This is a genomic window from Rouxiella badensis (assembly GCF_026967515.2).
GTDB classification, from domain to species: Bacteria; Pseudomonadota; Gammaproteobacteria; order Enterobacterales; family Enterobacteriaceae; genus Rouxiella; species Rouxiella badensis.
Window position 1 is genome coordinate 3,043,207 of sequence record NZ_CP114062.1, and the last position, 18,468, is coordinate 3,061,674.

Genomic DNA, 18,468 nt, shown 5'->3' on the forward strand with positions numbered 1-18,468 from the left:
AAGTACTTCTTTATTTTCACGACTAACGTCGCGAGGCAGTCAACATCCCACCACGCGTTCCAAACAGAACCGAGATAAAGAAAATGACGTTGGCGCTGAGCACGATGGCTGGGCCAGCAGGCAGCGAGGCGTAGTAGGACCAGATGAGCCCGATAACGCTCGACAGCATGCCAATCAGCATGGCGATCAGCAGGGTGTGCGGTAAATCACGCCCCCAGAAACGGGCACTGGCGGCGGGAAGCATCATCAGGCCTACCGACATCAGGGTTCCGAGAATTTGGAAACCGGCGACCAGATTCACCACCACCAAGGCCAAAAATATACCTTGGATAACCGCCAGCCACTTGCCCGAACTGACGCGTAGGAATAGCGCATCAAAGGACTCAATCACCAACGCACGATAAATGCAGGCGAGGATGATCATCGACACGCTGCTAATAGAACCGACCATCAGCAGGGCGTGAGAATCGATGGCGAGTATTGAGCCAAATAGCACGTGGAGCAGGTCTACGCTGGAACCTTTAAGGGAAACCAGCGTGACGCCGAGCGCCAGAGAACCAAGATAGAAGCCGGCAAAGCTAGCGTCTTCTTTAAGCTGGGTGCGGCGGCTGACGACGCCGGAAAGCATGGCGACCGCCAGACCGGCAATAAAGCCGCCGACGCCCATTGCCACCAGCGACATACCGGAAATCAGATAGCCAATAGCGGCACCGGGCAGCACCGCGTGGCTGAGTGCGTCGCCGACCAGACTCATGCGGCGTAACAGCAGGAAAACGCCCAGCGGCGTCGCGCTAATGGACAACGCGAGGCAGGCAATCAGCGCACGGCGCATAAATCCAAATTGAACAAAGGGGTCGACTAACAGGTGGAATAACATCATGAGATGACTCTCCGCTGCTCGCTGAACTCGTCGGCCAGGATGCAGGCATGATCGCGATGGGGAAAATGGCACAGAACTTCGTCGGCCGTTCCCCAAATATTTTGCTGTTGGCTCAGGAACAGGACCTGAGGGAAATGACGCGCCACCATGGCAATGTCGTGCAGAACGGCGATCACCGTTTTCCCCTGCTCATGCCACTGGCGGATCACTTTTAAAAGCAGTTCGGTGGTCTGGCTGTCGATACCGGTGAAAGGCTCATCGAGCATGATGAGCGGCGCTTGCTGAATCAGCAGTCGCGCGAACAGCGTTCTTTGTAGCTGACCGCCGGAGAGCTCGCCGACCGCAAAGTTGCGCATCTCGCTCATCCCTACGGTTTGCAGCGCATCAAGTACCTGACGCTCAGACTCACGGCTGATGCCACCAAACAGACCACTCTGCGGCCAGCATCCCATTGCCACCAGGTCAAACACGCTGATAGGGAACTGTCGGTCCAGCTCGGCCTGCTGAGGGAGATAAGCCAGCTGCGGACGTTTGTTTTTCGAAGAGGAGCCGCTGAATTCGATTGAACCAGAAATGGCCGGTTGCAAACCTGCGAGGGTCTTCAGGAAGGTCGACTTACCCGCGCCGTTGGCGCCGATAACCGCCGTCAATGAGCCTGCGACGATGCGTCCGCTCAACGGCATGGCAACCGGACGGCGTTCATAGCCCACTTCAAGCTTTGAAATGTTAATCATGGTAACGAGATGGCCCAGTAGATCCCTGACCACAAAATTGCTAATAAAATTAAAGCAATAGCACAGCGGGAGAAAGCAGAAAGGGTAAATAGCGTCTTAGTCATAATGGATTGCTCTAGAGATGTTATAATATAACACCACATTTTGAACGATTTTTCAAGGTAGCAGGTTGTAATCATTCATAAACACGTTGAGTAAACTTCGCTCATTGATCTGGCTCCCAATTTGCAACATTGCTGTCATCATCCTCCGTCAGGAAAGCGTAATTAAATATTAAAAACACATGAAAATACTTTTAAATCATTATGTTAGTAAATTTTCCGTACGGCAATTATTTTGCTCTCATTTCGCACATTAACTAAAAAATATGCAATAATTAATCCTGAAGGCTTTTGTTGCCAATAGCTCTTATGAAAATAGAAAGCATCTATGAAAAAATTGATCCCTTGCGATACTCAGGGAAAAAAACCCGGCATTACGGAACTAAAGCAGATAATAGAATCTAATATCGAAGTGATTGAAGACGCATTAACTGCGGGTTTAGGTTATTATTCCCCTAATGCTCGGTACACACCCGGCTCGCTGGTCATAAAATCCATTGAGCACAGAAATAATCAATCTTATTCAATGACTTACACTTATGACTGGACCATCTTCAATGGTTGCCTTGATCTCAACTCAGCGGAAGACGCTAAAGAGTCCGTATCATTTCTTGTTAAACCCGAAGGATTGGAGTTTGATATAATAGATTTTGATTCGGCCACGACAGAGAATGAATTGTAAGTTTCCGTAATAGGTTTACGCAAGTTTCAGAAATTGGATTATATTTAAATTACAGATTGAAAATGGTCGTTTAAATTTAATAGGGTAATAACGTTTTTACTTAGCAGTCCCTGGTTTAGCACGGATTTTGTTGTTTATTTACAGATTTTGTTTACTCACAGAGTGTTATCACACCGAATAACCATTACGGAGGGGATGATATGGATGAGTACTCGCCTAAGCGACATGATATTGCGCAACTGCGGTTCCTCAACGAAAGTTTGTACGACGAAGGAATTGCAACCCTGGGAGACAGCCATCACGGCTGGGTCAATGATCCAACTTCAGCAGTCAATCTGCAGTTGAATGACCTGATTGAGCATATTGCTTCTTTCGTCATGAGCTTTAAAATAAAATACCCGGATGAAACAAACCTCAGCGACCTGGTGGAAGAGTATCTCGACGATACCTACACCTTGTTCAGCAATTATGGAATAAACGATTCTGATTTACGTCAATGGCAAAAAACCAAGAAACGACTATTCAGAATGTTCTCAGGGGATTATGTCTGTACCCTGATGAAAACATAAAAGATAATTTAATAAAGAAATTAGCTACAGTTGAAAAGGCCATGATGAACAAAATCGACTATTTGATGCGTTTAAGAAAATGCACCACTATTGATACACTTGAACGTGTTATTGAGAAGAATAAGTACGAACTCTCTAATGATGAGTTGGAGCTGTTTTACTCTGCGGCCGATCACCGTCTCGCCGAGCTGACGATGAATAAGCTGTACGATAAAATCCCAACCTCCGTCTGGAAATTCGTACGCTAACGACTTGCTCATGACCTCATTGAGCCGATATTCGTATCGGCTCAATGCGCGTCTGTCACTCTGCCCATTCCCGTCATTAATGACTCACCGTCGAAGGGATAATACATTTATCCTCCTAATGAGTTCCGTTTATTGAAACCATCCTTAATCTTCATTTCCCCTCACTAACGCAGCGGGTTTATTTCACTCTGTCACGAAACGCCTGCAGCAAATATTGAAAACATTGTTCAGTCTGCGGCGAACGAAATGGCGAAGGCGTGCGCAACATCGCAACCGTTCGCGTTAATTCTGGCTGTTGTAGATGCACAATGGTTAATTCATCGTCATTAAGCGTCGACGTATATAATTCGGGAAGAATAGCCAACGCCAGCCTTGAACGCACCAGCCCATAGAGCGTTTCCTGAAAATCGACCCGATAGGCGATATCCAAACTTAAGCGATGGCTCTCAATTAAAGAATTAACCAGACGGCTACCGTTCCCTTTCTGGAACATGGCTATTGGCCGCCGCGAAAGATGACGCCAGGGCAGATGGTGCGCATCTGCCAGCGGGTCGTCCTTGCGCATCACCACCACAAAAGGGTCTTCGAGCAGCGGATACGATTCGATTTGCGGCGGTACCGAGCTGTCGAGAGAACCCAGTCCAAAATCGATCGCCCCTTTCTCCAGCTCAATCAGCAGACGATCGTTGGTCAAGTCATGAAACTCGACGCGCATCGACGGAAATCGCGTGGCGAGCAACTCGGGAACCGCAGGAAACAGCAGCGTACTGACCGACGGAATCAGCCCGATGCGCAGCGTGCCGTCGCCGCCCTGCGCCATGATCTGCTGCATATCGTCAAAGGTGTTGTGCGCGATGTTTAGCATTCTTTCGGCATAGGGCAGAATGGCCAACCCCTGCTCGGTCAGCGTGACCGACTGCGCGGTGCGGTTCACCAGTTTGCCCCCCAATACCGACTCTATCTGGCGCAGTGCGCTACTCAACGCAGGCTGACTGATAGCCAGTCGATGCGCTGTGCCAGTGAAGCTGCGCAGCTCGGCCAGCGTCACGAAATACTGGATCTGTTTAAGCGATAACGCAGGGAGCCTGCGCCAGGGTTCAGACATAATGCCCCGTTGATTCAATGATGCTTAATAAAGTGTTATCCAGCATAACCCCATCTTATCCAGTGATAAAATAAATCATCTGTCAAATGCCCGCCGCCCTGCCTACAGTAAGCCATTCCCCTTTTTAAAGACGATAGTTAATCATGACCACAGACAGTTCAGCCCTCCCTCTGCGGCGACGCGCGGTTCAGGCCGCTATGGGAAAAACGCCCTTCGACAAGCTGCTAAAAAATGCCAATCTGCTGGATATGGTGACCGGTGAAATCCGCCTCGTCGATATTGGCCTGACTGGCTCGATGATTGCCAGCGTTCATCCATGCAGTGACGCATTTGAGGCGGTTGAAACGCTGGATTTAGCCGGTGCCTATCTTTCGCCAGGCCTGATTGATACCCACGTTCACGTCGAAAGCTCGCACCTTTCCGCAGACCGCTACGCGCAGATTGTGGTCGCTCAAGGCACTACAACGATTTACTGGGACCCGCACGAGCTTGCCAACGTACTCGGCGTCGCGGGTGTGCGTTACGCCGTCGAGTCGAGCAGGGGGCTGTCCCTGCGCGTTATCTGCGCTGCGCCTTCAAGCGTCCCTTCTACGCCGGGTCTTGAAACCTCGGGGGCCGATTTCAGAGGGGCTGAGATGCAGACCATGCTCGACTGGCCGGAAGTAGCAGGTGTCGCCGAGATGATGGACATGCACGGAGTGATTAACGGCAGCGAACGGATGCTCGAAATCCTCCAGGCCGGTCTGCAAAGTGGCAAACTGATTGAAGGCCACGCCCGCGGACTCAAGGGAAAAACGCTACAGGCCTATCTGGCGGCGGGCGTTGGCTCTGACCATGAACTGACCTCGGCCGAAGACGCGCTGGAAAAACTCCGCGCGGGTCTTAATTTGCAAATCCGTGGGTCGCACCCTTACCTGCTGCCTGATATTGTTGCCGCACTCAACGCTCTGCCGCACCTGTCGTCGCAAATTACCCTGTGCACCGACGACGTGCCCCCTGATTTTCTGATGGAAAGAGGTGGGATGATTGCGTTGGTCAATACATTGATCGACTGCGGGCTGCGTGCCGAAGACGTGCTGCGGATGGCGTCCTTCAATGCCGCGCTGCGCCTCAAGCGTGACGACCTGGGGCTGATTGCCGCAGGCAGAACCGCTGACTTCTTCACCTTCGATTCACTACAGCATATCCGCCCTGCTCGCGTATTTGTTAACGGAGAATGCGTCGCCGAGGCAGGCCACATGCTGCGTGAAGAAAGCGCGCCACCCAGCGCGATGCAACCGCCTCGCGCCACCGTTCACCTCAACGCGCTACAGGCCACGGATTTCCAGTTACGCATTCCGGGCATTAAAAACGGCAAGGCCACTCTACGCCATATCAAAGGTGCGCGCTTCACTCAATGGAATGAGACCACGGTGGAGGTACGCGACGGCATTGCTCAACTGCCTGCCGGATTTAGTCTGATCTGGGTGCAGCATCGCCACGGCAAATCTCCGGCAAAACCACAGATGGCGCTGCTTGAAGGCTGGGGAGAGCTACGCGGCGCGATTGCTACCACCTATTCCCACGATTCACATAATTTAGTGGTGCTTGGGCGAAACCCGGCCGATATGGTGCGTGCAGCCAATCATCTGATTGCCTGCGGCGGCGGCATGGCGTTGGCGCAGAACGCCGAACTGCTGGCCAGCGTCGAGATGCCGATTGCCGGCATGCTCTCGGATTTACCGGCCAGCGAACTGGCGGCGCAGTTTAAAAACCTGCGAGAGCTTAGCGCACAGATTGCCGACTGGGAGCCGCCTTACCGCGTCTTCAAGGCGATTGAGGGGACCTGTCTGGCCTGTAACGCGGGTCCACATCTGACCGATTTAGGGCTGACCGACGGCGGTACCCGGCAAATTATCAACCCACTGGTCGCCGCGTGGGAAATTGAGTAAACGCGCAAAAGCAGAAATAATCTTTTGATAATCATAAATATTTTATTTTTCAGGGGAACACAGCATGGCAGACACCTCCGTTAAAAGTACCTCACCGCAGGCCGAAGGCAGCTGGTTGCAGAGGCGCTTTAAACTTAATCACCGTCAGACCACGGTTAAAACCGAGTGTCTGGCCGGGGTCACCGGTTTTCTGGCCGCTGCCTATCTTCTGGTGGTGATCCCCGGCTTGCTCTCTGTCGGGGGGATCGACAAAGGCGCAGCGCTCACTGGCACCATTATTATCCTGGTCGTCGGCAGCCTGCTGATGGCCTTCTATGCCAATCTACCGTTTATGGTTGGGCCGGGTATAGGCGGCTCGGTGCTGGTTGGCATCACGCTGGCGGGTGACGGTATCAGCTGGCCGATAGGCCTGGGAATAGCCTGCTGGTCGGGTATTCTGTTCTTTGTGCTCACCGTACTCGGGCTGCGCGAGGTAGTGACGCGCTCGGTGCCCCAGTCGATCAAGCTGGGTCTGACCGCCTCCATCGGCATCTTTGTGGCGCTGCTAGGCTTTCGTAATGCCGGGCTGGTGATAGCCAATGCCAAAACGCACGCCCTTGGCCTCGGCGATTTTACGGCACCGGGTGCGCTGATTGCGCTGCTGGGATTAATGGTCGCCATTGGGCTACAGGCGCGCCGCGTGCCGGGGGCGCTTCTGTGGGCTATCCTGCTGGCGACGCTGGCCGGTATTCCCTTTGGCATCACTCATCTTCCAGGCGAATGGATAGCGCTCCCGCACTCCGTTGGCCCCTTGCTGGGCAAGATTGACCTGTTTGGAGCATTGAATATTGCCTTCCTGCCCTTCCTGTTTATCTTCTTCGCTTCGGAGTTTTTCTCGACCATGGGCACCACGCTGGCGGTGGGTGGCGAGGCAGGACTGCTCGACGAAAAGGGCAACATGAACAATATCAACCGCCCGTTCGTGGTCGACTCCATTGCCGCCGCGCTCGGTCCTATTTTCGGCATTCCTGCGGCAACGGCGCTAATTGAGTCGGCCGCCGCCGCTGAGGCAGGAGGCAAAACGGGTCTGACCGCATTGGCGGCGGCGTTGATGTTCCTGCTGACGCTGCTGTTGACGCCGGTGGCGTTGATGATCCCTAAAGAGGCGACCTCGCCGGCTCTCATCCTTATCGGCCTGAATATGTTCAGCGGGCTGCGCAAGGTGGATCTGGCCAATTTCACCGAGGGTCTGCCGGTATTAATGATGGTGATGGCGACGCTGATTTCGAACAGTTTCGGAACGGGGATTGCGGCGGGTCTGCTGTTTTACGTGGCCATTAAGGTGGTGGCAGGCAAGGCGCGCGAAGTGCCGATCGGTCTGTACGTGCTGGCAATTCCGCTGGTGTACTACTTTGCGACGCTGACGCATCACTGAGAATTTTGGGAGAATGAGCAAAGCGGTAGGGCTGAAATGGTGGAGGCCCTGCCAGCTACATCCCGGCACACACGACACCTGCTATGGCTGCTTCCTTCCGGACCTGACCTGGTTAACAAGTTAGCGTTGCGGGAGAACCAACAGGGCCCCCATTGACGTTGACGGCTTCAGTACTGCGAAGCGGTGGGCATTATCAGGGATGACCATAACAAAAGCAAGTTAACTGCCGACAACCGTTGTTTTCTTATACAATCAACGGCGAATAATTTTAAGAAAGGTGATCGGCATGTCAGAAGTGGACAATTTTCGCCAACGGGTATTTCAGATTCTTGCGGCCATTCCGGAAGGTCAGGTCACGACCTACGGCGACGTCGCGAAGCTCGCAGGCTCTCCGCGTGCGGCGAGACAGGTAGGCGGCGTGCTCAAGAAACTGCCGGAAGGCAGCACTCTGCCATGGTATCGGGTGGTCAATCGTCACGGTGAGATTTCTCTTCAGGGCGAAGATTTTAAAAGACAGCGCCAGGCACTGTTGGCCGAGGGGATTATCTTTCAGAAAGGCAAAATTGATTTACTGAAGTACGGATGGAAGCTTTAAAAACTTCCCCTGCATGCAGGGGAAGTGAGCAGATTAATAGGCTGGCTGGCTAGAGGCCGGAGGGGGAACCGGTGCATCAGCGCCTGCGGAATATGGGTTACCCATAGGGCCAAGGCCGGTTGGCTTGGTCGCAACCGGAACCGATGTGACTGGCACCAACTGCAGGTCCGCACGCGTACCCATCGCGTTATTAATCACTTCTTTGATGTCCTGAGTAATGAACATCAGGCGACCGTTTTCGGATACTGCCGCACTCAGGATGATACGCGCATTCGGTTTAATATCCTGCGGGTTATACGGCAAGATAAAGCTGAATGGCGCCTGTTTGCCTTCTGTACGCGCGACTTTCTGCGCGATGACGCGAGAAGGTGCGTCCGCCATTGACGCATCTGACAGCGTCACGGTTAATACTGCATCAGGCGGCAGAGCGACACGTTGAGAGATATTCACTACACCGGAGACGTTCGGTCCGGTAATCGCTGGCCTCATTGATGGGCTAGCAGTCGAATTGGGTGAATCGGGTGGTGGCATCTGCTGATGTGTAGCACAACCTGCCAGAGCAAAAGACAGTGCGGTCCCACCTACTATCTGCCAAAGTTTCATAATTGATCACTCCTTTATAGTCATCTGCACGGCACCGGTTTTCTACATGCCGATTTGATTGGAATAGTTAATTTAACCACTCGTATAAATAACTATGGCACATAAATCCGAATTATTCCTACCGCAGGTACAAAGCCCTCTTCTGCTGATAAAAAGTATCCACTATCATAAAGTCTATAAATCCTGTTGAGACAGCATAGTAGAATGGATTTCGTCCTCTTTTTACATGGATTTATGAGAACAATCCGACGGGAAAAAACCCTACTTTCGCGAGGCCAGCTATGAGTCAGGCACTAAAGAATTTATTGGATTTGTTGAATCTGGAAGAGATAGAAGAAGGGCTATTTCGGGGGGAAAGTGAAGATCTCGGCCTGCGCCAGGTGTTCGGTGGACAGGTCGTCGGCCAAGCGCTGTATGCCGCCAAGCAGACCGTGCCGAGCGACCGCGGTATTCACTCTTTCCACAGCTATTTTCTGCGTCCCGGCGACAGCACCAAGCCTATCGTCTACGACGTTGAGATCCTGCGAGACGGCAACAGCTTCAGCGCCCGTCGCGTTAAGGCGGTGCAAGGCGGCAAGCCGATTTTCTACATGACGGCCTCGTTCCAGAGCCTTGAGGAAGGTTTTGAGCATCAAAATACCATGCCACAGGTACCTGCTCCCGAGACCCTGATTTCGGAATCTGACATCGCAAAGCAGTTTATCCATATGATCCCCAAGCGTTTTCACGAGAAATTTACCGGCGAGCGGCCGATTGAAATGCGTCCGGTTAAGTTTCACAATCCGCTGCAAGGCAAACATGAAGCCCCTGAGCGCGCCGTGTGGATCAGGGCAAACGGCGCGATGCCGGACGATTTACGCATTCATCAGTATTTGCTGGGCTACGCCTCAGACTTCAACTTCCTGCCTACCGCACTGCAACCCCACGGCGTGGGCTTCCTTGAAGAAGGAATGCAGGTTGCCACCATCGACCATTCAATGTGGTTCCACCGTCCGTTCCGCATTGATGAGTGGCTGCTTTACAGCATTGAGAGCCCGTCAGCCTCAGGCGCGCGCGGCTTCGTGAGAGGACAGTTCTACACCCGCGAGGGCGTGCTGGTAGCGTCGACAGTACAGGAAGGCGTGATGCGCCAGAGAAAGCCGGAATAACCCACGCAGAGCAAAAAAGAAGGGAGACGATAAAATCGTCCCCCTTTTGCGCTATGTCATCATTATCCGTTTGTACGGGATTTTTTTGTTGGCAATCGATATTACTGGTTGTAGGCGTTTTCGCCGTGGCTGTTTACGTCCAGACCTTCACGTTCCTGCTCTTCAGGAACACGCAGACCCACCGCCATGTCAGCAATTTTGTAAGCGATAAAGGCAACTACGCTTGACCACACCAGCGTAACCAGGATGCTCAGCAGCTGGATCCACACCTGATGGCCCATGGTCACGCCTTCTGCATAACCCGTGCCGCCCAGAGAGCTGGCGCTGAAGATGCCGGTCAGGATACAACCCACGATGCCGCATACGCCGTGAACGCCGAACACGTCACAGGTATCGTCAACGTTGAGCCATTTTTTCAGGGTAACAACGCCCCACAGGCCAGCAACACCCCCGACCAGACCAATTATCAGAGCACCACCAACGCCGACCGTACCACAGGCTGGGGTGATAGCAACCAGACCCGCGATAGCACCGGAACATGCACCCAGCAGAGAAGGTTTACCGCGAACCATCCACTCGACCAGCACCCATGACAGGATTGCGCCTGCGGTTGCCATAACGGTGTTCAAGAACGCTAGCGCCGCGATAGAGCTTGCCGCACTTGCTGAACCGGCGTTGAAGCCGAACCAGCCAACGTAGAGGATTGATGCACCGGTGAAGACCATCGGCAGGTTGTGAGGTTTGAACGCTTCTTTACCGAAGCCCGCACGTTTACCCAGCAGATAAGCACCGACCAGACCTGCGCTCGCCGCGTTGATGTGAACCACGGTGCCGCCTGCGAAGTCCAGTGCGCCATCGGCCGCCAGGAAACCGCCAGCCCAGACCATGTGCGCAATCGGCACATAGGAGAAGGTCAGCCAGATAACGGTGAAGATAAGCACGGCTGAGAAACGTACGCGTTCAGCGATACCGCCAACCACCAGCGCAACCGTAATGGCAGCGAAGGAACACTGGAAGGCCACGTGAATCAGCTGAGAGAAAGTGCCGGTCACTGAGGTCAAACCGATGCCTTTCAGCATCGCGTTGCTGAAACCGCCGAAGAAGGCGTTGCCGGTGCTAAACGCCAGGCTGTAGCCGTAGAGCATCCACAGCACGCAAACCAGCGCGAAGGTGACAATGACCTGAGTCAGCATCGACAGCACGTTTTTAGAACGCAACAAACCGCCGTAGAACAGCGCCACGCCTGGAACGGTCATAAACAGCACCAGAGCAGTACAAATCATCATGAAGGCATTATCAGCGCCATTGGCTACCGGGTCGGCAGCCATTGCCAGCGTTGGCAGCATCGCTACCGCAGCAAGCCCCATCATGGATAAAAGTTTTTTCATTATCAATCTACCCCTGTTTCTCAAATTACAGTGCTGCTTCGTCGGTTTCGCCGGTACGGATGCGAATAACGCGTTGCAATTCGGCAACGAAAATTTTGCCATCACCGATCTTGCCGGTGTAGGCCGCTTTGCTAATCACGTCGATGACTTCATCAAGCTGATCGTCAGCGATGGCGATATCTATTTTTACTTTTGGCAGGAAGTTGACGCTGTATTCAGCACCACGATACAACTCCGCATGACCTTTTTGGCGACCAAAACCTTTAACTTCCGTTACGGTCAGCCCTTGAATGCCCACAGCAGACAATGCTTCACGCACGTCTTCCAGCTTGAAAGGTTTGATCACCACAGTAACCAGCTTCATTTTGCCACTCCTTAAATTAAGAGCTTATCGTGATGCGACTCACGCCCGATACGAAGTGGTTAAAGCAAAGGCTGTGCCAAATGTGTCTAAAATTATCGATTCAGCTCATTAACCGCGGGCAGCGCCATTTTCAGATAAACGTTAGGGTTTTTTGGCAAGGAACCTGCGGGGAACAATAAGAAAAGCGTAGCAGAGGAAGCACCAATTTGGTGCGCTGCGTTCAGAAAAGGTGCAAGACGATGAGAGCATGCTGAGGCATTGCATGAAGTTGGTGCGAGCCATCGGCAAAAGGGAAGATAACAAGTTGAAAAAAACGCCGCGTAAAACCGTATCGGCCAGGGTTTTACGCGGAGGGATCAAGGCGTAGTCAGCGCCTCTCCTTGTTCGGCAGTGGCAAGCTCTTCGCCCGCCAGCTGCAACTGATACATCTGATAATAGCGGCCTTTTTCCTGAAGAAGTTGCAGGTGATTCCCCTGCTCTACCGCCTGACCGCGATGCAATACCAGAATATTATCGGCGTCAACGATGGTAGACAAACGGTGGGCAATCACCACCAGCGTGGTTTGCTGCCGAATAGCCCGCAAAGCACGCGAAATTGCCTGCTCGGTCCCGGAGTCGATATTTGCCGTTGCCTCGTCAAGGATCAAAATCTCGGGCGCTTGCACCAGAACGCGCGCCATCGCCAGCAGTTGCTTTTGCCCCACCGAGAGGTTATTTCCCTGCTCGCCAAGACGGGTGTGGACGCCTTCCGGCATCGCCTTAACCAGCGGCGCAAGCTGCACCGTTTCCAGTGCATGCCACACCTGTTCTTCGTCTACGTCACGACCGAGGGTGACGTTAGCCAGCACGGTTTCGGCCAGCACCACGGGGTCTTGTTGAACCATCGCCACGCCTTTGCGCAGGCAGGCGTGAGAAAGCGAGGTTAGTGAACGGCCGTCGATCAGAATATCGCCCCGGTTTAACGGGTAATAGCCCATTAGCAGGTTGGCGAGCGTACTTTTGCCGCTGCCGGTGTGTCCAACCAGCGCGACGAATCCTCGCGAAGGCACGTGCAGGGAGATATTTTCCAGCACCCATTTATCCTGGCGATAGGCAAAGCTCACGTCACGAAAATCTATCTCGCCGCTGGTCAGCGGTTTTTCATCTTCGCCGTACTCCTGCTGAGCACGGTCCATCAGGTCAAAGATACGCTCACCGGCAACCACCGCCTGTTGCAGTATCGACTGCTGGGAGGTCAAGGCAATCAACGGCTCATTAAGGCGTGAAAGGTAGTTAATGAAGGCATAGAGCACGCCGACGCCGATACTGCCCTCCTCACTAAAACCAAACAGCACCAGCAGGCCGCAGAGAATGAGCGACCCGAACAGGCTGAGCAGAGGACGCAGCAAAAAGCCTTCAAGCTTCAACGTTTTCATCCGCGCCAGATAGTGTGACTGACTGGCCCGCGCCAGGCGATCGCCAAAACGTTTCTGCTGGCGGAACTGCTGCACCACGCCCATGCCGTTAATCACTTCGTTGAAACCGTCGTTGATATCAGCAAGGTAACTGCGTACCTCACGTACGATAGGCGTGCTGTAGACCTGATACAGCGCCATCACCACCAGCACCGCCGGGAAAATACAGATGGCAATCAGGGCCATACGCCAGTCGAGCAGGAACATCGCCACCAGCATGGCACCGATCAGCGCAATACTGCGCAGCACGGTGGAAACTACGGTGACGTAAAGGTCGCGGATGACCTCGGTATCGTTGGTCACTCGGGAAATCAGCTGGCCAACCGGCTGGGTATCGAAGGCGCTAAGCGGCTGTCGCAGCGCGGCGTCCATCACGTCAGTGCGCAAACGTTGCACCACACCCACTGCGGCACGATTAAACAACAGCGCCTGCGAATAGTGAAGACAGGCAGCCAAGATTTGCAGCACGATAAAAGTGACAGCCAGCAGGCTGACCTTCCCCAACGGCATCGTGCCCCTGGAGACAAAGTTGTCGATGAAATAGCTGATGAGGATCGGGCCAAGCACTTCGGCGGCGGCGGCAACCCACAGCATGATGACGGCAATCGACAGCGGCTTGCGGTACGATTTTCCATAAACCAGCAGGCGCTTGAGCGTTGGCCACAGTTTTATCTTCTTAGCCGGCGGCGCCTTGGACAAAATTTTACTCATGATCAGACGGGCTCCTCTTGGGCAGGAACGTCATCCAATGCCGCTTCAAGCTGTTGATAACGGTTCATATCACGATACCAGCCGGCGCTGGCGGCCAGCGTTTCATGGTTACCGCGTTGCACCACGGTACCTTTGTTGAACACCAGAATTTCGGCGGCATCTATCAGAGCGGAAAGCCGGTGTGCGCTGATAATCACCGTCTTGTTGTTGCCCCACTGACGCAGATTTTGCAGAATCTGATGTTCGGTGCGGCCATCGACCGCGCTGAGAGCGTCATCGAGGATCAAAATTTCGGCGTCGAGCAGCAGTGCGCGCGCAATGGAGATACGCTGTTTCTGACCGCCGGAAAGCATCACGCCGCGCTCGCCAACCTCGGTTTCATACCCTTGAGGCAGGCGTAAAATATCATCATGCACGCAGGCCATCTTCGCCGCTTGCTCTATCTGCTCGGGCGTCGCGTCCGGTTGCCCCAGCGCAATGTTTTGCGCCACGGTATCGGAGAACAGGAATGGCGTCTGGCTCACCACCGCCATTCGAGCACGCCAGTCGTCGAGCACCACGTCGCTCAACGCTTTCCCCTGATAGGTAATACTGCCCTGAGTCACATCAAACTGACGTTGCAGCAGCGCCAGAAGCGTACTCTTGCCCGAACCTGTCGGTCCACAGAGGCCCAGCATGTTGCCCGGCGCGAGATTGAAATGTACGTCTTGCAGCGCCGAGGCGCTATTTACCGGATAATGGAAGCTGTCGATATTGACCTCCAGCACGCTGCGCTCCGGCGACAGAGGCACCGTGCCGTCAACCACACACGGCGCTTCCTGAAGCAGACTGCGGATACGGCTGTAGGCCGCGCTTCCACGTTCAACTATGTTAAACATCCAGGCCAGCGCCAGCATTGGCCAAATCATCAGCCCCAGATACATCACGAAACTGGTCAGTTGACCCAGCGTCAGATGACCGTTGACCACCATCCAACTGCCGCCCCCGATGGCAATCATGTTTGCCATGCCGATAGAGACATAAATAGTGGGATCGAAACGGGCATCGACGCGGGCGACGCGCATGTTTTTGAGGCCAGTGTCCTGTGCGACCTCGGCAAACTGTGAGGACTGGTGATTCTCCAAACCGAAGGCCTTGATCATGCGAATACTGGTCAGACTTTCCTGCGCCTGATCGTTTAAAGACGAGAATGCCGCCTGAGCGACCTTGAATCGCTGGTGCAGTTGGTCACCGTAGCGTTTGATGACCGCGGCCATAATGGGCATTGGCACCAGCGAGAGCAGCGTCAGCTCCCAGCTTATCTGCGTCGCCATGACAATCAGCACCGCCAGCCCCATCACCAGAGAGTCAACCAGCGTTAATACGCCCTCACCCGCGGCGAAAACCACGCGGTCGACGTCGTTGGTCGCGCGGGCAATCAGGTCACCGGTGCGATGACGCAAATAGAAGGCAGGATGCTGACGACTGAGCTGACGGTAGAAATTCTGGCGCAGTTCAACGGCGAGTTTATAGGATGCCCCAAACAGCAGCACGCGCCAGACATAGCGCAGCAGATAGACCAGAATTGCGGTGCCAAGAATCAGGCCGAGCCAGCCAAACAGCTTCCCTTCGGACAGGGTTTTATTAGTGACGCCATCAATGATGATGCCCACGAGCTTTGGCGGTAATAATTGCAGGATGGCGATGATAATAAGCAGAGCGACAGCTCCGAGGTACCGTTGCCATTCGCGGCGAAAGTACCAGGCCAGTTGGGCAAACAGTCTCACGCAGATTTTTCCATGATTTTAGTTTTTAAATTCTCTTATTTCCTGCGCTAGGATAACACCGATAAGCGCCCATTCTTATGAAACTTTTTTGCCTAAAGAGGCAAATGGGTGGTGGACTTTATTCGTTCCATCGCAAAATTAGAGGTGACGTCAAGCAGCCCCGGCACGGCACTGACCAACTTTTTATAGAAGTTATCGTAGCTCTTCATGTCTGCCACCTGGACCTGCATCAGATAATCATATTCGCCGGCCATTCTATAAAATGACAACACTTCGGGAAAAGACTCGATCTGTTCGACAAAATTCTGATACCACTGGCTGCTATGCTGCTGGGTTTTGATCCTCACAAATGCGGTCAGGCTCAGGCCCAGTTTGTCACCATCCAGAAGCGCCACTTTGCCGAGGATAACTCCCTCCTCTTCGAGTTTTTTGATTCGCTTCCAGCACGGCGTAGAAGTGAGATTCACCGCCTCGGCCAGCTCATTGAGTGACAGCGTGCAGTCCTGCTGCAAAAGCGCTAAAAGTTTACGGTCAGTTTTATCTATCATTTGGCTCCCCAGAAGAAAAATTTTCTCTAAATTGGTTTTTGTACGTTAAAAATAGCAACTTTTTTCCTCGCTGACCAAGGTAAGCTACTGCACATCAACTCAAATATTTTCGGAAGCACGCAATGAACGACTGTTGGGTAAAAAACGCTATTAAAGAGATCGACGCCGATTTTCAACGCTCAGCAGATACCCATCTGATTCGATTGAATATTGCGGACTTTCCAGGCATTTCGCTGTATCTGAAAGACGAAAGCACCCATCCGACCGGCAGCCTGAAGCACAGATTGGCGCGTTCGCTGTTTTTATACGGACTGTGCAACGGCTGGATTAAGGAAAATACGCCGATCATCGAGTCATCGTCAGGCAGCACGGCCATCTCTGAAGCCTACTTCGCCCGCCTGTTGGGCCTGCCGTTTATTGCGGTAATGCCCGCCTGCACAGCGCCGAGAAAAATTCAGCAGATCGAATTTTACGGCGGTCGCTGCCATTTTGTTGAGAACTCAAGCCAAATTTACGCCGCCTCGGAACAGTTGGCCAAAGAGCTTAACGGCCACTATATGGACCAGTTCACCTACGCCGAGCGCGCCACCGACTGGCGCGGCAATAACAACATCGCCGACAGCATTTATCGCCAGATGACGCTCGAGCCGCACCCGGTCCCGCGCTATCTGGTCATGAGTGCTGGAACCGGAGGCACCTCGGCCACGCTGGGCCGCTACATCCGCTATCAGGGGCATCAGACCGAACTGGTGGTGGTTGACCCGGAAAACTCGGTGTTTTACGACTGCTTCCACCAGAGTAATAGAGATTTAGTGGCGCAGTGCAGCAGCCGTATTGAAGGCATCGGCCGCCCGCGCGTTGAGCCGTCTTTCATTCCGAGCGTGATTGACCGCATGGTGCAGGTGCCTGATGCCGCGAGCGTCGCCACCGTGCACTGGCTTGAAACCATGCTGGGCCGCAAGGTCGGCGGTTCGACCGGTACCAATGTCTGGGGTGCGCTGCAGCTGGCCGAAGAGATGCGTGAAAGGGGCGAGACAGGCTCGATTGTTACGCTGATTTGCGACAGCGGAGAGCGCTACCAGCACACCTATTTCAACCCACATTGGGTGGCTGAAAATTTAGGCGACCTCTCGCCTTTCCGCGAAAAACTGCTGGGTCTGCGCTGATAAAACATCAGGCTCGGTGAGCGGCAAAAAATGAAAAAAGCCGACGTTTGGACGTCGGCTGGCCGCAAGACCTTAGTATTCGGGGGAATAACTCAGGTTTGGTGAGTTCAGCCAATGTTGTAAAAAGTGTGACACCGCCTGATCTTTGCAGTGCCCAATGACCGGCAAATGCGCCACGTACTGCTTCAACAGCGGCAGCGCATTGCCCATCACCAGTCCCCGCCCGACGCTTTGCAGCATCTCACGGTCGTTCATCGCATCGCCAAACGCCATACAGTCTTCCAGAGAAATCCCCAAGTCCGAGGTTAACAGCGCCAGCGCACTGCCTTTATTGCTGCCCTTGGGCATAACATCGAGACAGTCGTGGGCAGAGAAACAAACGTCCAGCCGATCGCTAAAATGCTGCTCTAATCTGGGTAACAGGGCCAGCAAGGTTTCGTGGGACGCACAGAAGCAGACTTTGCTATTGCCGCTTTTTGGCACCTGCGCCAGCTTTTTCAGCTGATAGGCAAAACCGCTGAACTGGTGCGCCAACAACAGGTCAGGATTATCGAATTCGGTTACCCACCCTTCGTCCCGAAACACATGCAGACTGGCCGAGGTTTTCCAGTCGCGGCCCACCAGCTCGGAAAATACCTCTTCGGACAGATTACTGGCGTGGAGCAGAGTACCCTCGAGACCATGTACACGGGTGCCGTTGCCGGTAATCAGGTAGCCGGGGATATCGAGGTTGGCGAGGATCTGTTTCATCTCGAGATAATGGCGACCGGTCGCGAACGTCAGCGTAACGCCACGTTCTGCAAGCTGCCGCAGGCTGGAAAGCGTTTTCTCGCCCAGTTGATGATTTGGCATCAACAGCGTGCCGTCCATATCGAACGCCGCCAGACGCACCGCACCGCTCGCTTTCTCAAATCCTTTCTCTTTCAACATTCCGGCTCCTTAATGCCTCGCCTAAATCTGCAAGACGTACTACTGACCCGTCATTAACGGAATAAAAATCTGTAAAAAGTATCGCCTGATATATGCTGAACAAATAGTGACGACTTTGAGAAAAGACTTCC

Annotated in this window: 18 protein-coding genes and 1 other RNA gene; 8 read left to right on the forward strand and 11 right to left on the reverse strand. The window is 53.4% G+C overall.

Going from position 1 to position 18,468, the window contains the following annotated elements; genetic code table 11:
* Positions 1-22: 22 nt before the first annotated feature.
* Both O1V65_RS14100 and O1V65_RS14105 read right to left on the reverse strand, forming a co-directional pair.
* On the reverse strand, positions 23-880 hold the full coding sequence (locus O1V65_RS14100; RefSeq protein WP_017492283.1) for a metal ABC transporter permease: 858 nt from the start codon (positions 878-880) through the stop codon (positions 23-25).
* Positions 877-1,614 (reverse strand): metal ABC transporter ATP-binding protein, encoded by a 738-nt coding sequence (locus tag O1V65_RS14105; RefSeq protein WP_017492282.1) that lies wholly within the window; start codon positions 1,612-1,614, stop codon positions 877-879. The genes O1V65_RS14100 and O1V65_RS14105 overlap by 4 nt, the downstream gene beginning before the upstream one ends.
* 429 nt (positions 1,615-2,043) lie before the next feature.
* On the opposite strand from O1V65_RS14105, the gene O1V65_RS14110 reads away from it, so the two are divergent.
* The 3 genes from O1V65_RS14110 (at position 2,044) to O1V65_RS14120 (ending at position 3,214) form a co-directional block, all read left to right on the forward strand.
* Positions 2,044-2,397: a hypothetical protein gene (locus O1V65_RS14110; RefSeq protein ID WP_017492281.1), complete on the forward strand. Its 354-nt coding sequence runs from the start codon at positions 2,044-2,046 to the stop codon at positions 2,395-2,397.
* 200 nt (positions 2,398-2,597) lie between these two features.
* Complete coding sequence (tomB, locus tag O1V65_RS14115) at positions 2,598-2,966, forward strand: Hha toxicity modulator TomB (protein WP_017492280.1); 369 nt, start codon at positions 2,598-2,600, stop codon at positions 2,964-2,966.
* 44 nt (positions 2,967-3,010) lie between these two features.
* Entirely contained in the window at positions 3,011-3,214 is a 204-nt protein-coding gene (locus O1V65_RS14120) for an HHA domain-containing protein (protein ID WP_026110585.1), read from the forward strand.
* 178 nt (positions 3,215-3,392) lie between these two features.
* On the opposite strand, the gene O1V65_RS14125 is transcribed toward O1V65_RS14120, so the two are convergent.
* Positions 3,393-4,319, reverse strand: coding sequence for a LysR family transcriptional regulator (locus O1V65_RS14125; protein ID WP_017492278.1), 927 nt, complete (start codon positions 4,317-4,319; stop codon positions 3,393-3,395).
* A gap of 143 nt (positions 4,320-4,462) precedes the next feature.
* Between O1V65_RS14125 and O1V65_RS14130 the strand changes: the two genes are divergently transcribed.
* Positions 4,463-6,250, forward strand: coding sequence for an adenine deaminase (locus tag O1V65_RS14130; protein WP_165429737.1), 1,788 nt, complete (start codon positions 4,463-4,465; stop codon positions 6,248-6,250).
* A gap of 64 nt (positions 6,251-6,314) precedes the next feature.
* Entirely contained in the window at positions 6,315-7,664 is a 1,350-nt protein-coding gene (locus tag O1V65_RS14135; RefSeq protein ID WP_269129821.1) for an NCS2 family permease, read from the forward strand.
* Positions 7,665-7,710: 46 nt separating this feature from the next.
* On the opposite strand, the gene ffs is transcribed toward O1V65_RS14135, so the two are convergent.
* Positions 7,711-7,807: signal recognition particle sRNA small type (gene ffs, locus O1V65_RS14140), an RNA gene on the reverse strand.
* Between the two features lie 143 nt (positions 7,808-7,950).
* Between ffs and O1V65_RS14145 the strand changes: the two genes are divergently transcribed.
* A complete protein-coding gene (locus tag O1V65_RS14145; protein ID WP_017492275.1) occupies positions 7,951-8,259 on the forward strand; it encodes an MGMT family protein in 309 nt (102 codons plus the stop codon).
* Positions 8,260-8,292: 33 nt separating this feature from the next.
* Here the strand turns inward: O1V65_RS14145 and O1V65_RS14150 are convergent, their stop codons facing one another.
* Positions 8,293-8,862, reverse strand: coding sequence for a YbaY family lipoprotein (locus O1V65_RS14150; protein ID WP_026110583.1), 570 nt, complete (start codon positions 8,860-8,862; stop codon positions 8,293-8,295).
* Between the two features lie 281 nt (positions 8,863-9,143).
* Here O1V65_RS14150 and tesB point away from each other — a divergent pair, with 281 nt between their 5' ends.
* Positions 9,144-10,010, forward strand: coding sequence for an acyl-CoA thioesterase II (gene tesB / locus O1V65_RS14155; protein WP_269129822.1), 867 nt, complete (start codon positions 9,144-9,146; stop codon positions 10,008-10,010).
* Between the two features lie 101 nt (positions 10,011-10,111).
* Here tesB and amtB read toward each other — a convergent pair whose 3' ends face one another.
* The 5 genes from amtB to O1V65_RS14180 all read right to left on the reverse strand — a co-directional run bounded on the left by amtB (position 10,112) and on the right by O1V65_RS14180 (position 16,241).
* Positions 10,112-11,398 carry an ammonium transporter AmtB gene (gene amtB / locus O1V65_RS14160; RefSeq protein WP_084911934.1) on the reverse strand — a complete coding sequence of 429 codons (1,287 nt, stop codon included), beginning with the start codon at positions 11,396-11,398 and terminating at the stop codon, positions 10,112-10,114.
* A 25-nt stretch (positions 11,399-11,423) separates the two neighbouring features.
* The gene (gene glnK / locus O1V65_RS14165; protein ID WP_009639071.1) at positions 11,424-11,762 is read right to left on the reverse strand and encodes a P-II family nitrogen regulator; all 339 of its coding nucleotides are present in this window, start codon (positions 11,760-11,762) and stop codon (positions 11,424-11,426) included.
* A gap of 356 nt (positions 11,763-12,118) precedes the next feature.
* Positions 12,119-13,927, reverse strand: coding sequence for a SmdB family multidrug efflux ABC transporter permease/ATP-binding protein (locus O1V65_RS14170; protein WP_084911937.1), 1,809 nt, complete (start codon positions 13,925-13,927; stop codon positions 12,119-12,121).
* A 2-nt stretch (positions 13,928-13,929) separates the two neighbouring features.
* Positions 13,930-15,693 (reverse strand): SmdA family multidrug ABC transporter permease/ATP-binding protein, encoded by a 1,764-nt coding sequence (locus tag O1V65_RS14175; RefSeq protein WP_017489792.1) that lies wholly within the window; start codon positions 15,691-15,693, stop codon positions 13,930-13,932.
* A gap of 92 nt (positions 15,694-15,785) precedes the next feature.
* On the reverse strand, positions 15,786-16,241 hold the full coding sequence (locus tag O1V65_RS14180) for an Lrp/AsnC family transcriptional regulator (protein ID WP_017489793.1): 456 nt from the start codon (positions 16,239-16,241) through the stop codon (positions 15,786-15,788).
* A gap of 122 nt (positions 16,242-16,363) precedes the next feature.
* On the opposite strand from O1V65_RS14180, the gene O1V65_RS14185 reads away from it, so the two are divergent.
* Positions 16,364-17,407, forward strand: coding sequence for a PLP-dependent cysteine synthase family protein (locus O1V65_RS14185; RefSeq protein WP_017489794.1), 1,044 nt, complete (start codon positions 16,364-16,366; stop codon positions 17,405-17,407).
* Between the two features lie 72 nt (positions 17,408-17,479).
* Here O1V65_RS14185 and cof read toward each other — a convergent pair whose 3' ends face one another.
* On the reverse strand, positions 17,480-18,337 hold the full coding sequence (cof, locus tag O1V65_RS14190) for an HMP-PP phosphatase (protein ID WP_017489795.1): 858 nt from the start codon (positions 18,335-18,337) through the stop codon (positions 17,480-17,482).
* Between the last annotated feature and the right edge of the window lie 131 nt (positions 18,338-18,468).

Bases quoted from the DNA above. Each gene is read 5' to 3' on its own strand.
- amtB (WP_084911934.1), bottom strand. From the start codon at position 11,398: ATGAAAAAACTTTTATCCATGATGGGGCTTGCTGCGGTAGCGATGCTG.
- cof (WP_017489795.1), bottom strand. From the start codon at position 18,337: ATGTTGAAAGAGAAAGGATTTGAGAAAGCGAGCGGTGCGGTGCGTCTG.
- O1V65_RS14100 (WP_017492283.1), bottom strand. From the start codon at position 880: ATGATGTTATTCCACCTGTTAGTCGACCCCTTTGTTCAATTTGGATTT.
- O1V65_RS14130 (WP_165429737.1), top strand. From the start codon at position 4,463: ATGACCACAGACAGTTCAGCCCTCCCTCTGCGGCGACGCGCGGTTCAG.
- O1V65_RS14125 (WP_017492278.1), bottom strand. From the start codon at position 4,319: ATGTCTGAACCCTGGCGCAGGCTCCCTGCGTTATCGCTTAAACAGATC.
- O1V65_RS14105 (WP_017492282.1), bottom strand. From the start codon at position 1,614: ATGATTAACATTTCAAAGCTTGAAGTGGGCTATGAACGCCGTCCGGTT.
- O1V65_RS14185 (WP_017489794.1), top strand. From the start codon at position 16,364: ATGAACGACTGTTGGGTAAAAAACGCTATTAAAGAGATCGACGCCGAT.
- O1V65_RS14135 (WP_269129821.1), top strand. From the start codon at position 6,315: ATGGCAGACACCTCCGTTAAAAGTACCTCACCGCAGGCCGAAGGCAGC.
- tomB (WP_017492280.1), top strand. From the start codon at position 2,598: ATGGATGAGTACTCGCCTAAGCGACATGATATTGCGCAACTGCGGTTC.
- O1V65_RS14120 (WP_026110585.1), top strand. From the start codon at position 3,011: ATGAACAAAATCGACTATTTGATGCGTTTAAGAAAATGCACCACTATT.
- tesB (WP_269129822.1), top strand. From the start codon at position 9,144: ATGAGTCAGGCACTAAAGAATTTATTGGATTTGTTGAATCTGGAAGAG.
- glnK (WP_009639071.1), bottom strand. From the start codon at position 11,762: ATGAAGCTGGTTACTGTGGTGATCAAACCTTTCAAGCTGGAAGACGTG.
- O1V65_RS14180 (WP_017489793.1), bottom strand. From the start codon at position 16,241: ATGATAGATAAAACTGACCGTAAACTTTTAGCGCTTTTGCAGCAGGAC.
- O1V65_RS14170 (WP_084911937.1), bottom strand. From the start codon at position 13,927: ATGAGTAAAATTTTGTCCAAGGCGCCGCCGGCTAAGAAGATAAAACTG.
- O1V65_RS14150 (WP_026110583.1), bottom strand. From the start codon at position 8,862: ATGAAACTTTGGCAGATAGTAGGTGGGACCGCACTGTCTTTTGCTCTG.
- O1V65_RS14110 (WP_017492281.1), top strand. From the start codon at position 2,044: ATGAAAAAATTGATCCCTTGCGATACTCAGGGAAAAAAACCCGGCATT.
- O1V65_RS14145 (WP_017492275.1), top strand. From the start codon at position 7,951: ATGTCAGAAGTGGACAATTTTCGCCAACGGGTATTTCAGATTCTTGCG.